Raw genomic sequence first — 18,342 nt, forward strand, 5'->3', positions numbered from 1 at the left:
ATGAAAAGTAATTCTAATATATCACAAAAAATCCATAGTTTGGCGTGAAGCGTCCGAAATACCTGAAACAACTTTCAGAAATTAATGCAAGATAATACAAAAAAACTACAAATTCGAATGAATAAAAAAAAGGATGCTTTCGCATCCTTATTATATAGATTAAATATGAATTGGCAATCCGAGTGAAATTTCAGATGCATCCATAACTGTTTCTGATAGTGTTGGGTGAGCATGGATTGTTAATGAAAGATCTTCAACATTCATGCGTGCTTCAACAGCTAATCCGATTTCAGCAATAATATCACTTGCTCCAACACCGGCTACTTGTCCACCAAGTAGTAATCCTGTGTCTTTTTCTGATATAAGTCTTACGAATCCTTCACCTGCATTAAGTGAAAGTGCACGACCGTTTGCACCAAATGGGAATTTTGATACTTTAACTGTTAATCCTTGATCTTTAGCTTCTTTTTCAGTTAATCCAACAGTTGCTAATTCAGGGTCTGTGAAACATACCGCTGGAATCGCAACATAGTCGATTTCTGAAGGTTGGCCTGAGATTGCTTCAGCAGCAACTTTTGCTTCGTATGAAGCTTTGTGCGCTAATGCTAAACCTGGAGTTACGTCACCAATAGCAAAGATATGTTTTTGGCTTGTACGTCCTTGTTTATCTACAGTAATAAGTCCACGTTCGTTTGTCTCAACACCGGCAACTTGTAAGCCAAGATCATCTGTGTTAGGACGACGTCCAACTGTAACCATAACGTAATCAGCTTCGATTGTAGCGGGTTTGCCATCTACTTCATAAGTAACAACAACTCCATCTTTTGTTTCTTTAGCATCTTTTGCCATAGCATTATTTACGATTGTAACGTCTTTTTTCTTAAATTCGTTTTCAACAAGTTTAATCATGTCTTTATCGAATTGAGGTAAGATTGAAGGCGCTCCTTCAAGAATTGTAATTTCTGATCCTAAATTAGCATAAACACCTGCTAATTCTGAACCAATATAGCCTCCACCGATAACAACAAGTTTCTTAGGAATTTCTTTTAAGTTTAATCCACCTGTTGAGTCAATGATACGTTTTCCAAATTTAAATCCTTTGATTTCAATTGGACGACTACCTGTTGCAATAATACAGTGTTTAAATGTATATGATTGAGCTGACTCATCATTTACAACACGTAATTGATGCGTGTCATTAAAGAATGCTGTACCACGGATGATTTCAACTTTATTTTTCTTTAATAACATTGCAATTCCAGATGTAAGTTTATTAACAACTTGCTCATCTTTCCATGCTTGTGTTTTTGTAAAATCAATTTTAACATTTTCGGCTGTAACACCAAATGTTTCTGAATTCATTGATTCTTGGTATCGATGACCTGCATTAATTAACGCTTTTGAAGGAATACATCCAACGTTAAGGCAAACGCCACCAATATTATCTTTTTCAATAATTGCTACTTTTTGTCCTAATTGAGCTGCACGAATTGCCGCAACATATCCACCAGGACCTGAACCAATAACAATTGTATCTAATTCAAGAGCTAAATCTCCTACTACCATGTACTATTCCACCTTCCAATTAAGATTCCATTAATAGAAGCTCAGGATTGTTTAACAATCTCTTGAGTTCGTTCATGGCATTTTGTGCTAGGGCACCATCGATGATACGGTGGTCGAAGCTTAATGATAATGCTAACATATTTCCAACGCCGATTGTTCCATCTGCTAGAACAACTGGTTTCTTATCAATACGTCCTACACCTAAGATCGCTACTTCTGGGTAGTTGATGATTGGTGTAAACCAGAGTCCACGTGCTGATCCAATATTACTAATTGTAATTGAACCATCGCGCATATCTGCTCCAGCTAATGTATTATCATTTGCTGCGGCTGCCAATGTTGAGATTTCTTTAGCAACTGTAAAGATTCCTTTTGAATCAGCATTTTTGATATTTGGAACATATAAACCGTGAGGTGTATCTGCTGCAAAACCAATGTTAATGAAGTTTTTGTAAACAATTTCTTGTGTTGAGTCATCAACACTTGAATTTAAGATTGGGTATTTACGCACAACTGCAGTTAGCGCCTTAACAATGTAAGGTAAGAATGTTAGTTTAACATCTTGTGCAGCTGCAATTTCTTTGAATTTCTTACGGTGATTTACAAGTTCTGTAACATCCACTTCGTCAAATAATGTAACGTGTGGTGCTGTTGCCTTACTTGTAACCATTGCTTTAGAAATTGCTTTACGTGTTGGTGTCATTTTTTCACGTGTAGTTGATCCTGTAACAACAACTGGAGCTGGTTTAGCTGCAGGTTTTGCTACTGGTGCTGTTTCAACGGATGGTGTAGCTTCAACGACTGGAGTTTCAACGGCTGGTGCAGCTGCGCCGCCTGCGATAAATGCTTCAACATCTGATTTACGGATATGTCCGTGTTTACCTGTTGCTGTAACAAGTGTTAAATCAACATTATTTTCACGTGCAAACTGACGAACCGATGGCATTGCTAGAACGCGTCCAGCAATTTTATTTTGTGCAAACGATTCACCATTTCCCGAAACAGCCTGGCTTGCAGTTGCAACTGGAGCTGCTGTTTGTGCAGGAGTTGATGCTGGTGCATGTCCTTCTGCCGCAAATTCAACGAGTGGTTGTCCAACTGTTGCCACTGTACCCGCTTCAATCATGATATTCATAATTTTTCCAGATACTGGGGATGGGATTTCTTGAACAAGCTTATCATTTTGAACTTCTAATAGTGGTGCATCTTCTTGGATGTCATCACCGACTTTAACGAACCATTGTACAATTTCACCTTCAGCGATACCTTCACCCACATCTGGCATATTAAACACAAATGATCCGGCAGCTGCTGCAGGTGCAGGTGCTGCTGTCTCTTCTTTAGCAGGTGCAGATGCTACTGCGCCTTCTGCTACGATTTCAACGAGATCGTCACCAACTGTAGCTACAGTTCCTGGTTCGACCATAATTTTTGTAATTGTTCCTGATACTGGGGATGGGATTTCTTGAACGAGTTTATCGTTTTGAACTTCTAATAGAGGTTCATCTTCTTTAATTGTGTCGCCTTCTTTAACGAACCAACTAACGATTTCTCCTTCAGCAATTCCTTCACCTACGTCAGGCATTTTAAATATAAATGACATTATGCACTTCGCCTCCTAAATTAATCAAAGTTAACAATTTCACGTACTTTATTAGTGATGTCTTCTTCGTTTGGTAACCAATCGTTTTCAGCTAAACCAAATGGGAAAATTGTATCTGGTGCTGCAACACGACCTACAGGTGCTTTTAATGTAAGAATTGCGCGTTCTGCGATTTCCGACATCACATGTGCGCCTACTCCGGCTTGACGTTGTGCTTCTTGTACAACAACTAAACGTCCTGTTTTCGTTACAGATTCGATAATTGTATCTAAGTCAATTGGTGAAACTGTACGTAAGTCGATTACTTCTGCAGAAATACCTTCTGCTGCAAGTGTTTCAACAGCTTTCATTGATTCACGAACCATTGCACCATAAGTAATAATTGTTACATCATTACCTTCTTTAACAACATTCGCTTTTCCTAAAGGAACTGTATAGTATCCTTCTGGAACTTCCTCACGGAATGAACGGTATAATTTCATGTGTTCTAAGAAAACAACAGGATCGTTATCTTCAATAGAAGCTAAAAGTAAACCTTTCGCATCATATGGATTTGATGGGATAACCACTTTAATTCCAGGTGATTGTGCCATTAGACCTTCTAAGTTATCTGAATGGAGTTCAGGGGTGTGAACACCACCACCAAATGGTGAACGAATAGTAATAGGCATGTTACGTGTGTTTCCTAAACGGTAACGTGTACGTGCCATTTGTGCAACAACTGAGTCCATTACTTCGAATACAAAACCGAAGAATTGGATTTCAGGAATTGGACGGAATTTTTCTAATGCCAATCCGATTGCTAATCCACCAATACCTGATTCAGCTAATGGTGTATCAAATACGCGGTCTTCACCGTGTTTTTCTTGAAGTCCGTCAGTTGCACGGAATACTCCACCGTTTTTCCCAACGTCTTCACCGAAAATCAATGTATTTTCGTCACGTTCAAGGGCAATATCAAGCGCTTCAGTAATGGCTTGAATCATTGTTAGTTGTGCCATTATTTGTTACCCTCCTTGTTTTCAAAATATTCAATTTGTTCTGCAATAGTATTTGTTGGTTCTTCGAACATATTCTTCAAGAAGTCAGAAACTTTTTGTTTTGGTGCTGAATCAGCAAGTTTAACAGCTTCTTTGATTTCATCATCAATTTGAGCAATCAATTCAACTTCTTTTTCTTCGTCCCAAAGACCTTTTTCTGTTAAGAAATTACGCATTCTGATCAATGGATCTTTTTTATCCCATTCATCAAAACTTGCTTGCGTTCTGTATCGTTTTGGATCATCACCTGAAAGTGAGTGAGGACCGAAACGTGATGTGAGTGTTTCAATTAACACTGGACCATTTCCTTCAATTGCCCAATCACGTGCTGCTTTTGTTGCAACATAGACTGCTAGGGGATCCATACCGTCTACTTGAACACCAGGGATACCTGCAGCTGCTGCTTTTTGAGCAAGTGTAGGTGCTGCTGTTTGGACGTGACGTGGTGTTGAAATCGCATATCCATTATTTTGAATAAAGAACACTACAGGTGCTTTAAATGCTCCCGCATAGTTAAGACCTTCATAAGTATCACCTTGTGATGATCCACCGTCTCCTGTATATGTAAATGCTACTTGTGCTTTTCCACGTTTTTTCAGTGCAATTCCAGCTCCTGCAGCTTGAATAATTTGTGCACCAATAATAATTTGTGGTGGCATTGCATTGAAATCTTCTGGATAGTTGTTTCCTTCAACGTGTCCACGGCTCCATAAGAATGCCTTATGTAGTGGTAATCCGTGTTTTACTAATTGAGGAATATCACGATATCCTGGGAATAAAATATCCCCTTCATTAAATGCAAAGTGACTCGCCATTTGACTTGCTTCTTGTCCAGCTGTAGGAGCGAAGAATCCAAGACGTCCTTGACGTGCTAATGTAGTTGAACGGTCGTTTAATGCTCGTGACCATAACATATTTTCAAAGAGTTCTACTAACTCCTCATCTTTTAAGTCTGGTAACATTTCTTTGTTAACAACTTTCCCAGTTTCATCAAGAATCTGGAATGTTGGGTAAAGCTTTTCAACATTTTTCAGTTGAGCAGCGAAATCCAACGCTTTATCTTTCTTAACTTGTGCCATTGAAATTTCCATTTCCCTTCTATATCTTGCTTAGGTCATTAAGTGGTAATGCCTAATTACAGTTTAAATGTAACACGTAAGCGCATTTCATTCAACGATATTGCTACTTTCGAGCAAAATTCATTTGATGTTTGAACCTAATCAAACATCAACTCTAATAATTCCTCTTTTGTGATATTACCAAAGTATTTTCGTAAATCCATTTCCGAAAGCACGGCGTCGACATCGCTTTGTTTGAAACGAGCACCTTGAAGGCGCGCTTCGACATCCGCGACATCTTCTAATCCGAGGTAATCTCCAATAAATCGAACGTGATCGATATGGCCTTCGCTGACATCCATCAAGACTTCAACACGTCCGCCCGCAAATCGTTTACTGTTTTTAAGATTAAACTCTGGTGATGCACCATAAATCCAATCCCATGTGCCAAATCGGTTGATTGCCTCATACTCGATTTTCGCAATTTCTTCAGGTGCGAGAATAATTTCTTCATCTTGCCCCTTATTCGATAAAAAGTATTGTAACTCATCCCAGAAGGTTTTAAGATCAGTCCCTTCAGGTAAATGTTCCTTAATATTGGTTACACGTGATCGCACTGATTTTACACCCTTTGATGTAATTTTATCAGGATCAACATTTAACGCTTGAACCATATCCTCAATATTAACATCAAACAACAACGTACCATGGTGCATGAGCTTTCCATTTGCCATGCGTTGTGCATTTCCTGAAATCTTAAGTCCATCAATTAAAATATCATTACGTCCTGACGCCTCCGCATTGATACCCATACTTGCAAGTGCATCAATAATTGGCTGAACATACTTTTTATAATTGACTTTTCCTGGGTCATCCACATTAATCACAAATGTAAAATTAAGATTTCCAAAATCGTGATACACTGCACCACCACCTGAAACACGACGTGCAACTTTGATTTTGTTATCATCAATAAATTTCTGATTAATTTCTTCGACGGTATTTTGATTTTTCCCAATAATTACCGCTGGCTCATTTTGCCATAGAAAGAAAAAATCCTCATCACAATTGATGTGCTTCATCGCATACTCATCAAGTGCTAAATTAAAATAAGGATTTGTTGATGGATTTTTTAAGTATCTCATACTTGTTACCTCACTCTCTATCTCCCACATCCACTTTCATTTTAAAGACCATTGCGATATAATTCAACTAAAGTGAATTTATATTTCACATTCACTTCGTTATCGTTTTGACAACTAAAAAGGAGATTAAATTATGGAATTCACATTACAAACACCCGCTATGATTTTTCCTGCAATTTCTCTGCTCATGCTCGCTTATACAAACCGTTTTGTCGTGCTTGCTGGGCTGATACGCGATCTTTACGAAAAACATCAAGATTCCCCAAATAAACAGATTCTCGCTCAGATAATTAACCTTCAAACACGGATGAAATACATTAAATCCATGCAGGTCCTTGGAGCTATGAGTTTTATTGGGGCTGTGCTTAGCATGCTCCTTACGCTCTTTGCACAATATAACGCAGCCATGGTTACGTTCTCTCATATAGTATTTGCACTCAGTTTAGTTCTACTTGTTATTTCATTGGTCTATTTACTAAAGGAACTTTCTATATCAATAGAAGCACTTACCATTCAGTTACAAGATATTAAAAATAAGAACGAAAACAATTAGCACTTACGTGCTTTTTTTATTAAATAGAATAAAGGAGTCCTATGAAAACAACAATCTACCTCATTCGTCATGGAAAAACATTATGGAATCAAGAGCATCGAATGCAGGGATCTAAAAATTCACCGTTAACGGACGAAGGGAAACAACAAGCCCTGCTCCTTCAAAAACGATTAGAACCAATATCATTTGACGAGATTATCGTAAGTACAAGTGAACGCGCACAAGAAACAGCATCCCTTGTCTTTCCGAATCAGTCGCTAAAATTAGAATCACGAATTCGTGAAATTGAAATGGGCGCTTGGGAAGGCGAACTGCACCAAGATGTTAAGCAGCAATACCCGAATCAATGGCATGCTTTTTTCAATAATCCACTTCACTACAGCCCCGTTGGTCATGGTGAACGGTTTAAAGATGTCCATCAACGCATCACCCCTGTGGTTGATGACATCAAAACGCAATATGCGGGGAAAACCATCGCATTGGTTTCGCATCGAATTACTCTTAAAGTTCTTACAAATTATCTGATCAATGAAAATTTAGAATCGATTTCATCTCAACAAGACTTCGATTCAACAAGTCTTACAAAAATTGTTATGGATGAAAATGGAACGCATCTCATTTATCGAAACGAAACATCTCATTATCAATAAAAAAAATCTCCTGAGGGAGATTTTTTAGTGCATTAAACGATTATCATCATTAACCAGTGTTATAAATTCCTTTACCGCATCAAAGATCATCTTTAACTCGTCGGGATCCATATTTTCAATATCACTTGAAATAAAATACTCAACGATTGGTAGGACATCCCCTTCTTCCATCGATTCTTTAAAAGCAGAGACAAAGAGAACGATGCGCTCAGCAACTTCTTGATTTATAATTTTTGTTTCGATTTCTTGTTTAACTTCTTCAAAATTATCTTCAATTTCAAAAAGATTTATCGGACGAAACGGCGGTATGACAATTTGAATACTGGAATCGTAAGGATTACGATTTACGATAATTACTTGTGATTCTTGTCCTTGTTTCATAGTGTATCATCCTTTCTATAGTATTCTAACATACTTATATGTACATTGCATTTGCCTTAATACCGAGCGTATAATGGTGGAAAGGAGTGATATTATGAATCGAATCGAAAAACTAACAAACCTCATGCTCGAAAAACAACTGATTATCTCAGATAAAATGATGATTTTTTACTACACCGGATATCGTTTTGATGTTGGCGAACGCATGATCGCATTACTGGTTGGCAAAGACCATGAGCCCATTCTGTTTTTAAACAAACTTTTTGAGGCACCGAAAGATTTAAAGACGATTGTCTATGAAGATGGTGATGATACGACATCTCTTATTGAGACCCATCTGACCGACAACCAATTTGCCGTTGATGGGAATTGGCCATCACGTTTCTTAATCCCGTTTATTCACAAAGGGTATACCGTTGTAAATGGGTCGCCATATTTGGAACAAATCAGAACTATTAAAGATGATGTTGAACGTTCAACACTCATCGAAGCATCGCATCATAATGATCGCATTATGCTTGAAATGGAGCAGCTACTTAAAGTTGGCATGACGGAAATTGAACTCGCAGAAATTGTCCGTGAAAAACAGAGCGCAGCACCTTTATCGGGTGTGAGTTTTGATCCCATTGTCTTGTTTACTGAAAACATTGCCGATCCCCATGGTGTTCCATCAAATCGAGTTTTACGTGAAAATGATGTTGTTCTAATCGATATGGGTGGAATCTACCAAAATTATTGTTCTGATATGACTCGATGTTTTTTTATGGGTGAAAATCCTGAGATGGAACACCTCTATAAAATCGTACTTGCAGCGAATAAAGCTGGAATTAATGCTGTGAAACCCGGAGCACGCTTATCCGATGTTGATAAAGCAACGCGTTCGGTTATCGAGGCGGCCGGCTATGGTCCATATTTTGTTCATCGTACAGGACATGGAATTGGTATCGAGTGCCATGAAAACCTCGATGTTTCTTCAAAAAATGACCGCATCATTGAACCTGGAATGTGCTTCTCAATTGAACCTGGAATTTATATTCCAGGAACCGGTGGTATCCGAATTGAGGACCTCGTACATGTCACAAAGGATGGCGTCTTCGTCATGAACCAATGTAAGAAGGAGTTTACTGATATTAAAAAGTGAAACACTCGTGAAATGAACTCGTATTAATTTACATCTGTATCTTTAGGGGGTATGATGTATATGCAGTCATAAGATTGTAATGCTTTACATCCCCTCAAAGCATTTGGCAGCCAATGGCTGCCTTTTTTTATTAAAAAAGCTGATCATATTATGATCAGCTTTTCTTTTATCCAAATACTACATTAACAATTTGTTCTGTAGCATTACCACCATAGGTGACATGATTTTCTTTCATTACCTTAGTTTTCGCAACTTGTTCTTCATAATTCATCGATTTGATGTGTTCGATAAGATGCGCTTCATCATGAATGATACCACTAGGAATCACTGTCTCTAAGTCAATATAAAATCCACGTTTTTCAGAATACGCTTCATAGTCATAACCAAAGCAGATTACAGGTCTTTCAAGGACACAATAATCAAAGATAATACTTGAGTAGTCTGAGATAAGGATATCTGAAATCATCATCAAGTCGTTTACACGAGGATACATCGTTCCATCATAGAAGAAATCATCAAAGGTAACGCCCATCAATTCATTGGTATAAGGATGCGTTCTTAAGATAACAACATATTCATCACCCAAGGCCTTTTTCCAAACGTCACAGTCAATGGGTGGTTTAATTTGATAACTCTTACCGAAGTCTTCACTATCCCGCCATGTCGGTGCATAGAGAATCACTTTTTTATCTTCAGGGATGTTTAAACTTCGTTTAATTTCGATAACTTTATCCGAGTCCACATGGTACAATTCATCATTACGAGGAAGTCCTGTAGGGACCATTGACTCTGGACGTGCATTAAAGTCTCGATAATAGATGGGTCTTTCATTTTCCGCACTATAACAAATATAATCCGTATCGGACCAATCAAAATCGGTTCGACCCGCTACCGCATTGCCCATCTCATTAATTGCTACACCGTGCCATGTATTGAGAAAGACCGTCTTTTTCTTTTTAAAATGCAAGCCGCGTTCAATATTAACACTTGTAATCCAATACTGTGCTTTCAACGCAGTTTTAAAATATTGCCACGTGTCCGCTTTAACAAGATCGGCACCGTCGATTGTTTGTGTAACATCATCAACCGCCCATACAAAACGATACTGTGCGTATTTCGAATCTTTTTTCATATATTCATAAATGGCACGGGGACTATCGTTATAGCCGCGAGAGTTTGCAGATATTAAGATTAAATTTTCTTCAGTACGAATAAACAAACCAATAAATCGGAAGACCATGGACAGGGTCTTTGTAAATACGATTAACAAGACTTTATTGTGTTTTAATATATAATCAAGTTTTTTCTTCATTCATAACCTCCTTGAAAGGTTTTATATACATGGGGTATTATACTATAAATAATCAACAATTCCTATTCTCTTTGAAATAAAGAAAAGGTGCATCACACACCTTTCCCCAATTAAATTAACTCGATTGTTTGAATGATTTGAGGCTCAAGTGGCTTATCATTTCGATCGCGTTTAACATGAACGATTTCATCAACCACTTCAATACCATCCACAAGTTTACCAAAACTTGCATATTGACCATCTAAATGTGGTGCATCCTCAGCCATAATAAAGAATTGACTTCCAGCACTGTTTGGATCCATAGCACGTGCCATCGATAGAACCCCTTTACTGTGTTTTAAGTCATTTTTAAAACCATTTGATGTAAATTCACCTTCAATTTCATATCCAGGACCACCCATTCCTGTTCCATTAGGGCAGCCTCCCTGAATCATAAATCCAGGAATTACACGGTGAAAAATTAATCCATCATAAAACTTTTCTTCGATGAGCTTCACAAAGTTTGCAACCGTTTTAGGTGCGATGTCTTCATAGAGTTCGGCAGTCATGGTTTTACCACTATTCATTGTAATTTTAATTGTTTGTGTCATAAAAATACCTCCGTGACAATCATAGCAAAAGTGCTATACTTTTACTAGGAGGAATTCTTGAAAGGTTTAAAACCACATCTTAACAATATCGGTTCGTCGCAAGTCTTAGACTTACCTTTCGAAGTCAGGTCATCATAAACCCCTAAAGGACGTTCGCGTTACTTTTCTTAGTCCATGTTATAATTGAGATAAAGGAGCACATTATGTCACATAAGTATCGAATAATTAGTACTATAATTGAAGATCGTATTATGGATGGTATCTATCCTTCTAATACAAAAATTCCAACCGAAGAAGCTTTAATGCAGGAGTTTGATGTTAGTCGAAATACCATTCGAAAAGCCATTGGCCTCTTATCACGACAAGGTTATATTATCTCCGTTCAAGGAAGTGGTATGTTTGTTCGTGATGTGGATCATATCAATGCAATTAATTTAGAAAATTTTCATGGCTTATCCTCAAATCATAAAAAAAATCGAATCGAAACCAAAATCTTAGACTTTCAAGAGATTTCAGCCAATCGAGAAATTGCCATTGAGATGAATTGTGAAGTTGGAACTCAATTGTATTTTGTGAATCGATTACGAATCGTCGATGGCAATCGATGGGTTGTAGAGTATTCATATTTTAATCGTAATCTTATTCCGTATTTAAATCGAGAAATTATTGAAAATTCGATTTATTCTTATATTCAAGAGGGGCTAAGACAAGAAGTTGGGTATATTGACCGCTTAATTGAAGCGTGTTCTTTAGATAATACAAATGCGGAATTACTGGGACTGCATCTCGGTGATCCGGCTTTAAAAACAACCAGTAAGGCAATGCTTAAAAACGGAGAAATTTTCGACTATTCGATTGACTACCATCATTATAAGTATGCACGATTCTTAAAATTATCCAGTCCAATTTAAAAGGGAGCTATGCTCCCTTTTCTGCTTCAATCATCAATTTAATTTGTTGGAGTCGTCCCTTAAGTTGTTTACGAACTTTTTGTTTGATAAACGGAAGACGATATAACATTTCACCCTTACTCTTCTCATCATATGAAGAAATAAACGTGCCATCTTTGTCTTCAAAAAATTCATAATGGGTTGTAACGGTCTCTTTAGGATTCTCGGATACAAATGCGAAATGTTTATAGCGGTCATGAATAATAACACGTTGCTTTAATTCAATATCACGACCATTCATGGTTTTAACCTTAGCCTTCATTTCACGATTCAGCATCTTTTTAGGGCTACACTTGAAAAGCTTTGCGAACTCAAGTTCGAAACGTTCCCATGCTTCTTCTAAAGGCGCCTCAATAAAAACTGTTTCTTTAAGCATACATTACCTCACTTTTCTTTATTATAACCGATAAAACGATAAGTCTACGACTTATCGTTTTAAATTCAGATATCAACGATACCAAAAGAAAAATCATTGGATGAAAGGGCATGATTTTTTGCGCTTAAACGACATAAACCCATCAAATTTAAAATGCTACGACTGAATTTGAAAAATGAAAGAAACTATGCTGTCTCTTTTTTTAGTATTATTTTTCGAACCATAACAAAACAAAGATAAAAAATAAAATAAACGGCCACAATTATATTTGAGTCCGGTTTCTCTATATAGAGAATAATCGGAAAAATTAATAAATAAATCGCGTTGGTATATTTGAATAGTTTTCTATTCCAACACCCTTTGGTCTCATATTCTATTAACACTAACATAATCATTATTAGCAATAAACACAGTATGCTTACGATGGTAAAAAACACATCATGATTGTGAATCATCATATCCCTCCCCCAAAATTAGTTATACAGAGAATATCTTGGTATCATTACGAGCAACTAAGCAATATCGAGTCCGAACTGATGCATCAAATGCGCCCTACTAGATCAACCCGATTTATTTGACAGAGCATCCAAATCAGCCATTATCACAACCGTTTTGACGAATGATTTTTATTTATTACTGCAGCTGCGTACTTCTACAATTTTTAAAGATGTTCCCCTTCAATAATTTAAATGTACCATATCTTATGATTAATACAAGCTGATTGAAACAGAACAAGGCCTTTTTGTCAGATAAAATCGCATCTTATCGTTCGAGTTTGTGAAAGGATATAACGATCATTCGTCGTTAAGGCTACAGTCAAGACAAACCGAGAAATAAATACTCAAAGCTTACTCGATATTAAGACGTCTCGAGTAAAAGAAAAAGATAAGTCATAGACTTATCTTTTGTAGTTTTGTAAGGATTCAAGCACATCCGCATCGCATCGTTTACAGAATTCAGTAATGAGAGCAACTGTATCTGCGTAATCTTTACGATGAATAATACCTAAGTGTGAGTGAATGTAACGCGCAGGAATTGAAAGGGTTAACGTAATAACACCATCATGAACTTTATGGATTTCCCCAGAATCCGTTCCTCCAGCAGCCAGGATTTCAAATTGTGTATCAATATTCATCTCTTCAGCAAGATCTTGAAGGTAATAGAGAAGTCCTTTATGACCAATAACAGAACCATCCATCACTTCTAAAGTTGCACCGACACCCATTTTAATACGGTTATCTTCACCTGGTGTATCGGTAGCGATAGTGACATCAACAGCAAATGCAATATCTGGATTAATTGTTTGTGCTGCAGTACGTGCACCACGTAATCCAACTTCTTCTTGTACAGTTCCCACTGAGTAAATATGGGATGCTGTTTGTACATCTTTAAGCTGTCTCATAACATCGACAACAATAGCCGCACCAATACGGTCATCCCAAGCCTTTGACATTAAGAAGTTTGGGTTTGCCAACACGTGGAAGTCAGATTTTGGAGTTACGGTATCCCCAACTTGAATTCCTAATAATTCAACTTCATCTTTTGATGCTACACCAAGATCAACGAAAACCTCAGTGATGTCCATAACTTTATTACGTACCGCCGGCGTCATTCCGTGCGGTGCCTTAGATCCTGTAACTCCAACATACATTTTTCCATCACGTGTTTGAATTGTAACTGGTTGAGACAGCAAGACATGTGGCCACCATCCGCCTACTGGGTGAATTCGTAAAAAACCATTATCATCGATGCTACGAACCAAGAAACCCACTTCATCGATATGACCTGCTAACATAATCTTAGGTCCATTTTCAGCACCTTTTTTATGAGCAATAATTGATCCTAAATTGTCAAAACAGATATCATCCGCACTCTCTTCAACCCATGATTTAAAGACATTGGCAACATCTTTTTCGTGACCTGAGATACCATTTGTAAGCGTAAAATCAGCAAGCATTTCTAAATTTACATCACCATATGCTTCTTCAAGTGTAATATTTTTCTTCATATCATTCTCCTATTTCTAGACCCTCACTATAATCCAATAATCTTACAGTATTAAGATGGTAATTATGATGTAATACGACACCCTACAAAGATGCGACCGAATCATCTAAAATCAATGAATCCCTTAAACACATGTAACGTCAATTGGTGGGAATCAGAGAGCCTCTTTTTTCTAAACTATCATATCACAAACATTTCGTCAGAACACGAATTATGATAGCGAATATTCAAGATGACAAGAATAGCGACAAAAACACCTATTTGGAAATAGGTGTTAACGTATTCATTATTTTTGTTTCATTTTTCTCGTTAAACTGGTTCATATAGAGTTCATAATATCGACCTTTTTGGTTCATAAGACTCTCATGATTACCATCTTCGATAATGGTTCCTTTATCAATAACAAGGATACGATCTGCACTCACAATCGTCGAAAGACGATGCGCAATAATGAAACTTGTTTTTTCTTTAAGAACGGTTTCAACTGCGTTTTGAATAATCGCTTCCGTTTCAGTATCAATTGAGGCTGTAGCTTCGTCGAGGATAAAGATTGATGGATTTACAAGAATTGCCCGAGCAAAGGAAATCAATTGTTTCTGCCCTGTCGACAATCGGTTTCCGCCTTCACCTACATCTGTTTGATATCCATCTTCAAGTTCCGTGATAAAGCGATGTGCATCAACAAGTTTTGCAGCCCGCATGACCGCTTCATCAGAAGCATTGGGTTTCCCATACGCGATGTTATCACGAACCGATCCAGAAAAGAGATGGGGTGCTTGTAAAACATATCCAAGATGTGAGTGGAGCCATCCAATCGATCGTTCTCGATAGTCTACCCCATCAATCCGAATCGAACCTGAAATGGGTTCATAAAAACGACAAATAAGGTTTACAATGGTTGATTTACCACTTCCCGTCTCTCCAACTAAAGCGACGCGTTGTTTGGGTTCAACGGTTAAATTAAAGTTTTTTAATATCGGTTCCGATGCTTGATAATAAAAATCAACATCTTTAAATTCAATATTTCCAACGATCGGTTCATAGACCGATTCTTTGGGATTTAAGATTGTTCCATATTTTTCAATAACATCTGGACGATCGATGAGTGATGAATCTTGTTCCAATAATGAAAGAACACGCTCTGCAGATGCTTGGGCCATTTGTAACTGTGCAAACACATTACTAATATTACGAAGCGGTTCAAAAAAACGTTCCGCATATTGTGTAAATAGGATTAAAGTTCCAATTTGGATAACACCTTGTAACGCCATGTTCCCGCCAACATAAATAATACCCGCATTGCCTAACGAAGAAATAATGGTAATGATAGGCATATACAGTGCACTGAGTATGACAGCATGAATGGACTTTGATCGCATGGCCATGGTGTTGTTTTTAAATTCACTGTAATGAATCGACTCCAATCCCATTGACTTAGTAGTCTTTGCTCCGGTAATCCCTTCACTAAATCCATGGGTGATTTTTGAATTCTCCGCACGAACGTTTCGATAGTTTTTTAGGATACGTTTTTGAAACCACGAGCTTACAAAGTAAACCATAGGTACAATCACAACAATGATTAACGCAAGTTTCCAATTGACCGTAAACATGACCACCAACAACATCATCATGACTAAAAATCCCCAAACTAGATCGTTAAAACTCCAGGAGAGGATTTCCGACAACCGTGAGACATCACTGGTCATTCGAGCCATAATCCATCCTGTAGGCGTTTTATCATAATATGAAAAAGGAAGATTTTGAAGTTTTTCCATAACATTTTGACGGATTTGATAACTAATATCCATCTCAATAAGACCACTTCGATAAATAAATTCATAAATTAGAAATGCTTGGACCGCAACCAAACCTCCATATAAAAGCGCAAACTTCAATATGGCTTCTGTTGAACCTTGACCTTGATAGAAAACATCAATGGCATATCGATTCAAGATGGGAAGGATAATCCCAATAACCGCTTCAAACAGAACAAAAAACAGCGCTAAAAACAGATTCTTTTTGTTCTCAAGCAGCATCATTAGGATTTTTTTCCAAAGCCCAACATCTAATTTTTCAGAAGTAAACTGCTCTTCTTCTCTATAACTCATCGACAAATCCTCCTTTCTGATTGGTTTGAATATCATAAATATTTCGATACAGTCCATCAACGTTCAATAGCGAATTATGTGTACCAATTTGCTTGATTTCGCCATCAAGAATAACAATAATCTTATCCGCATTTTGTGCACTGTTAATACGATGGGTAATGATGATGGATGTGGCATTTTTAGTATGATTTAATGCTTCTCGAATGGAAGCATCAGTTTGAGAATCTAATGCAGATAATGAATCATCAAAAATTAAAATCGGTGTATTTGCGATAAGCGTCCGGGCAATCGCAACACGTTGTTTTTGTCCACCGGATAGGGTAACACCTTTCTCACCAACGGGTGTTTCATACCCTTGGTCAAAAGAAGTTATAACATCATGAATCGAAGCAATTCGAGACGCGTCATAGACGTCTTGCTCCGAAGCGTGTGGAATGGCAATACGAATGTTTTCAAAAAGGGTTTTTGAATAGAGATAAGGTTCTTGTAAAACAAGTCCTACTTGCTTACGGAGAGAACTTTTCGCGATCTCATTTATGTTAATCCCGTCAATTTTAATGGACCCTTCAGATACATCATAAATGCGCGTAAGTAAATGAACCAAACTTGATTTACCACTCCCTGTTGGTCCCATAATCGCAACCGTCTCTCCCGGTTGAATGGTAAAATTCAAATTTTTAAGAACGGGGGTGGATGCATCATCGTATTGAAACGATACATTTTCAAAAATAATTTCACCCTTAATTTCAGGCTTTAATCCTGACTCAAGATCTTCAATCGGCAGGTCTAAGATTTCGTTCAAACGATCAATACTTACACTAACCTTTCCCATATCGGATAAGGTTCGGCCAACATTACGTATTGGCCACAACACCATATTTACATAAGAAATAAAGACAATCGCATTCCCAATGGATAAATTGCCCGCACGCACTTCAAAAATACTTGCGATAAGCACAATTAATGTCTGCATAAAACAAAGTAAATCAGAGGTCCCCCAATAGATTCCGAGAAGTCTGATCATTTCCTTTGTTATGGAGGCATAGGCTTGGTTTTTAGCTTCAAATTTCGTAACTTCAAACTTTTCTTGATTAAATGCTTTCACAACACGGACGGCATCCATGCTTTCTTGAAATGTATTCGATAATGCTGCTTCCGCTTCATCACTTTGCTTAAACACTGCCTGCATTTTTTTAAAGAATAGAAACGCAAACCCAAAAATAAAGGGAAAAGAAATCATGGTAATCCAGGTCATCGTTACATTAATACGGAATAATACCGTCAATGCGATTACAACCATGGTAAAAGCATAAACAAGTTCCTGAATTTTTGATTTGAGAAAACGTCCAATCTGATCGACATCACTGGTACAACGTTGTATTAAATCACCGGTTTTTGCTCGTACATGGTAGGCGTATGGAAGTTTCTGTAGGTGATCAAACACATCATTACGTAAACTTTCTGAGAAAAATTCAGAAAAAGAACCAATTGAATAACCTGCACAAAAATGTGCAACACCACTTAAGATGTTCAGCACAACAATTACCACACCAACATACCATAAATGTTCACGAACGGAATGCATTCCACCTAAAAAATTCGTAAGTGTGTTCATCCATGATGTCGTTATGGGTAAATCATTTAAAACATGATCAATGGTGTATTGAAGTAATAAGGGATTGACTAAAAGCACTGCACAATAAACTACTACCGAAAAGATCATCACAATTATTTTTTTTCGATGACCCTCAGTATATTTAGAAATAAATCTAATATTTTTCATATTCACCTCGATATTATTGTATCTTCTCCTTTAAAGCTTAAAAAACACATTTTCATGTGTTCTTATGAATATCTATGCT

General features: G+C 37.3%; 16 protein-coding genes. 4 read left to right on the forward strand and 12 right to left on the reverse strand.

The genetic code is table 11. The features are described from left to right. Positions 1-159 precede the first annotated feature (159 nt). The 5 genes from lpdA to EPJ89_RS07270 all read right to left on the reverse strand — a co-directional run bounded on the left by lpdA (position 160) and on the right by EPJ89_RS07270 (position 6,412). Positions 160-1,566, reverse strand: coding sequence for a dihydrolipoyl dehydrogenase (gene lpdA / locus EPJ89_RS07250; protein WP_161636695.1), 1,407 nt, complete (start codon positions 1,564-1,566; stop codon positions 160-162). Between the two features lie 19 nt (positions 1,567-1,585). Beyond that, entirely contained in the window at positions 1,586-3,169 is a 1,584-nt protein-coding gene (locus EPJ89_RS07255; protein WP_200549374.1) for a dihydrolipoyllysine-residue acetyltransferase, read from the reverse strand. Positions 3,170-3,189: 20 nt separating this feature from the next. Beyond that, entirely contained in the window at positions 3,190-4,170 is a 981-nt protein-coding gene (locus EPJ89_RS07260) for an alpha-ketoacid dehydrogenase subunit beta (RefSeq protein ID WP_125164787.1), read from the reverse strand. Further along, entirely contained in the window at positions 4,170-5,300 is a 1,131-nt protein-coding gene (gene pdhA, locus EPJ89_RS07265; RefSeq protein WP_161636697.1) for a pyruvate dehydrogenase (acetyl-transferring) E1 component subunit alpha, read from the reverse strand. The genes EPJ89_RS07260 and pdhA overlap by 1 nt, the downstream gene beginning before the upstream one ends. Positions 5,301-5,425: 125 nt before the next feature. Then, entirely contained in the window at positions 5,426-6,412 is a 987-nt protein-coding gene (locus EPJ89_RS07270) for a lipoate--protein ligase (RefSeq protein ID WP_161636698.1), read from the reverse strand. Between the two features lie 133 nt (positions 6,413-6,545). Here EPJ89_RS07270 and EPJ89_RS07275 point away from each other — a divergent pair, with 133 nt between their 5' ends. Both EPJ89_RS07275 and EPJ89_RS07280 read left to right on the forward strand, forming a co-directional pair. Further along, positions 6,546-6,965, forward strand: a complete 420-nt coding sequence (locus tag EPJ89_RS07275) for a DUF2721 domain-containing protein (RefSeq protein ID WP_161636699.1) — start codon at positions 6,546-6,548, stop codon at positions 6,963-6,965. A 41-nt stretch (positions 6,966-7,006) separates the two neighbouring features. Then, positions 7,007-7,615 (forward strand): histidine phosphatase family protein, encoded by a 609-nt coding sequence (locus tag EPJ89_RS07280; protein ID WP_161636700.1) that lies wholly within the window; start codon positions 7,007-7,009, stop codon positions 7,613-7,615. A gap of 24 nt (positions 7,616-7,639) precedes the next feature. Here the strand turns inward: EPJ89_RS07280 and EPJ89_RS07285 are convergent, their stop codons facing one another. Next, positions 7,640-7,996: a hypothetical protein gene (locus tag EPJ89_RS07285; RefSeq protein ID WP_161636701.1), complete on the reverse strand. Its 357-nt coding sequence runs from the start codon at positions 7,994-7,996 to the stop codon at positions 7,640-7,642. A gap of 94 nt (positions 7,997-8,090) precedes the next feature. On the opposite strand from EPJ89_RS07285, the gene EPJ89_RS07290 reads away from it, so the two are divergent. Further along, a complete protein-coding gene (locus EPJ89_RS07290) occupies positions 8,091-9,137 on the forward strand; it encodes a M24 family metallopeptidase (RefSeq protein ID WP_161636702.1) in 1,047 nt (348 codons plus the stop codon). Positions 9,138-9,303: 166 nt separating this feature from the next. Here EPJ89_RS07290 and EPJ89_RS07295 read toward each other — a convergent pair whose 3' ends face one another. Together EPJ89_RS07295 and EPJ89_RS07300 are read right to left on the reverse strand one after the other, a co-directional pair. Next, entirely contained in the window at positions 9,304-10,449 is a 1,146-nt protein-coding gene (locus EPJ89_RS07295) for a CDP-glycerol glycerophosphotransferase family protein (RefSeq protein WP_200549376.1), read from the reverse strand. Positions 10,450-10,559: 110 nt separating this feature from the next. After that, entirely contained in the window at positions 10,560-11,039 is a 480-nt protein-coding gene (locus EPJ89_RS07300) for a peptidylprolyl isomerase (protein ID WP_125164792.1), read from the reverse strand. A 203-nt stretch (positions 11,040-11,242) separates the two neighbouring features. On the opposite strand from EPJ89_RS07300, the gene EPJ89_RS07305 reads away from it, so the two are divergent. Further along, positions 11,243-11,950, forward strand: a complete 708-nt coding sequence (locus tag EPJ89_RS07305; RefSeq protein ID WP_161636703.1) for a GntR family transcriptional regulator — start codon at positions 11,243-11,245, stop codon at positions 11,948-11,950. 7 nt (positions 11,951-11,957) lie between these two features. Here the strand turns inward: EPJ89_RS07305 and EPJ89_RS07310 are convergent, their stop codons facing one another. The 4 genes from EPJ89_RS07310 to EPJ89_RS07325 form a co-directional block, all read right to left on the reverse strand. Next, entirely contained in the window at positions 11,958-12,365 is a 408-nt protein-coding gene (locus EPJ89_RS07310) for a hypothetical protein (protein ID WP_161636704.1), read from the reverse strand. A gap of 898 nt (positions 12,366-13,263) precedes the next feature. Then, positions 13,264-14,373 (reverse strand): M42 family metallopeptidase, encoded by a 1,110-nt coding sequence (locus EPJ89_RS07315; RefSeq protein WP_003773008.1) that lies wholly within the window; start codon positions 14,371-14,373, stop codon positions 13,264-13,266. 256 nt (positions 14,374-14,629) lie between these two features. Next, on the reverse strand, positions 14,630-16,480 hold the full coding sequence (locus tag EPJ89_RS07320; protein WP_200549378.1) for an ABC transporter ATP-binding protein: 1,851 nt from the start codon (positions 16,478-16,480) through the stop codon (positions 14,630-14,632). Continuing rightward, positions 16,470-18,263, reverse strand: coding sequence for an ABC transporter ATP-binding protein (locus tag EPJ89_RS07325; RefSeq protein ID WP_200549380.1), 1,794 nt, complete (start codon positions 18,261-18,263; stop codon positions 16,470-16,472). Before EPJ89_RS07325 ends, EPJ89_RS07320 begins: the two co-directional genes overlap by 11 nt. Between the last annotated feature and the right edge of the window lie 79 nt (positions 18,264-18,342).

Origin of the sequence: Erysipelothrix sp. strain 2 (EsS2-6-Brazil), from assembly GCF_016617625.1 — a bacterium.
In the GTDB taxonomy this organism is placed as follows: Bacteria; Bacillota_I; Bacilli_A; order Erysipelotrichales; family Erysipelotrichaceae; genus Erysipelothrix; species Erysipelothrix piscisicarius.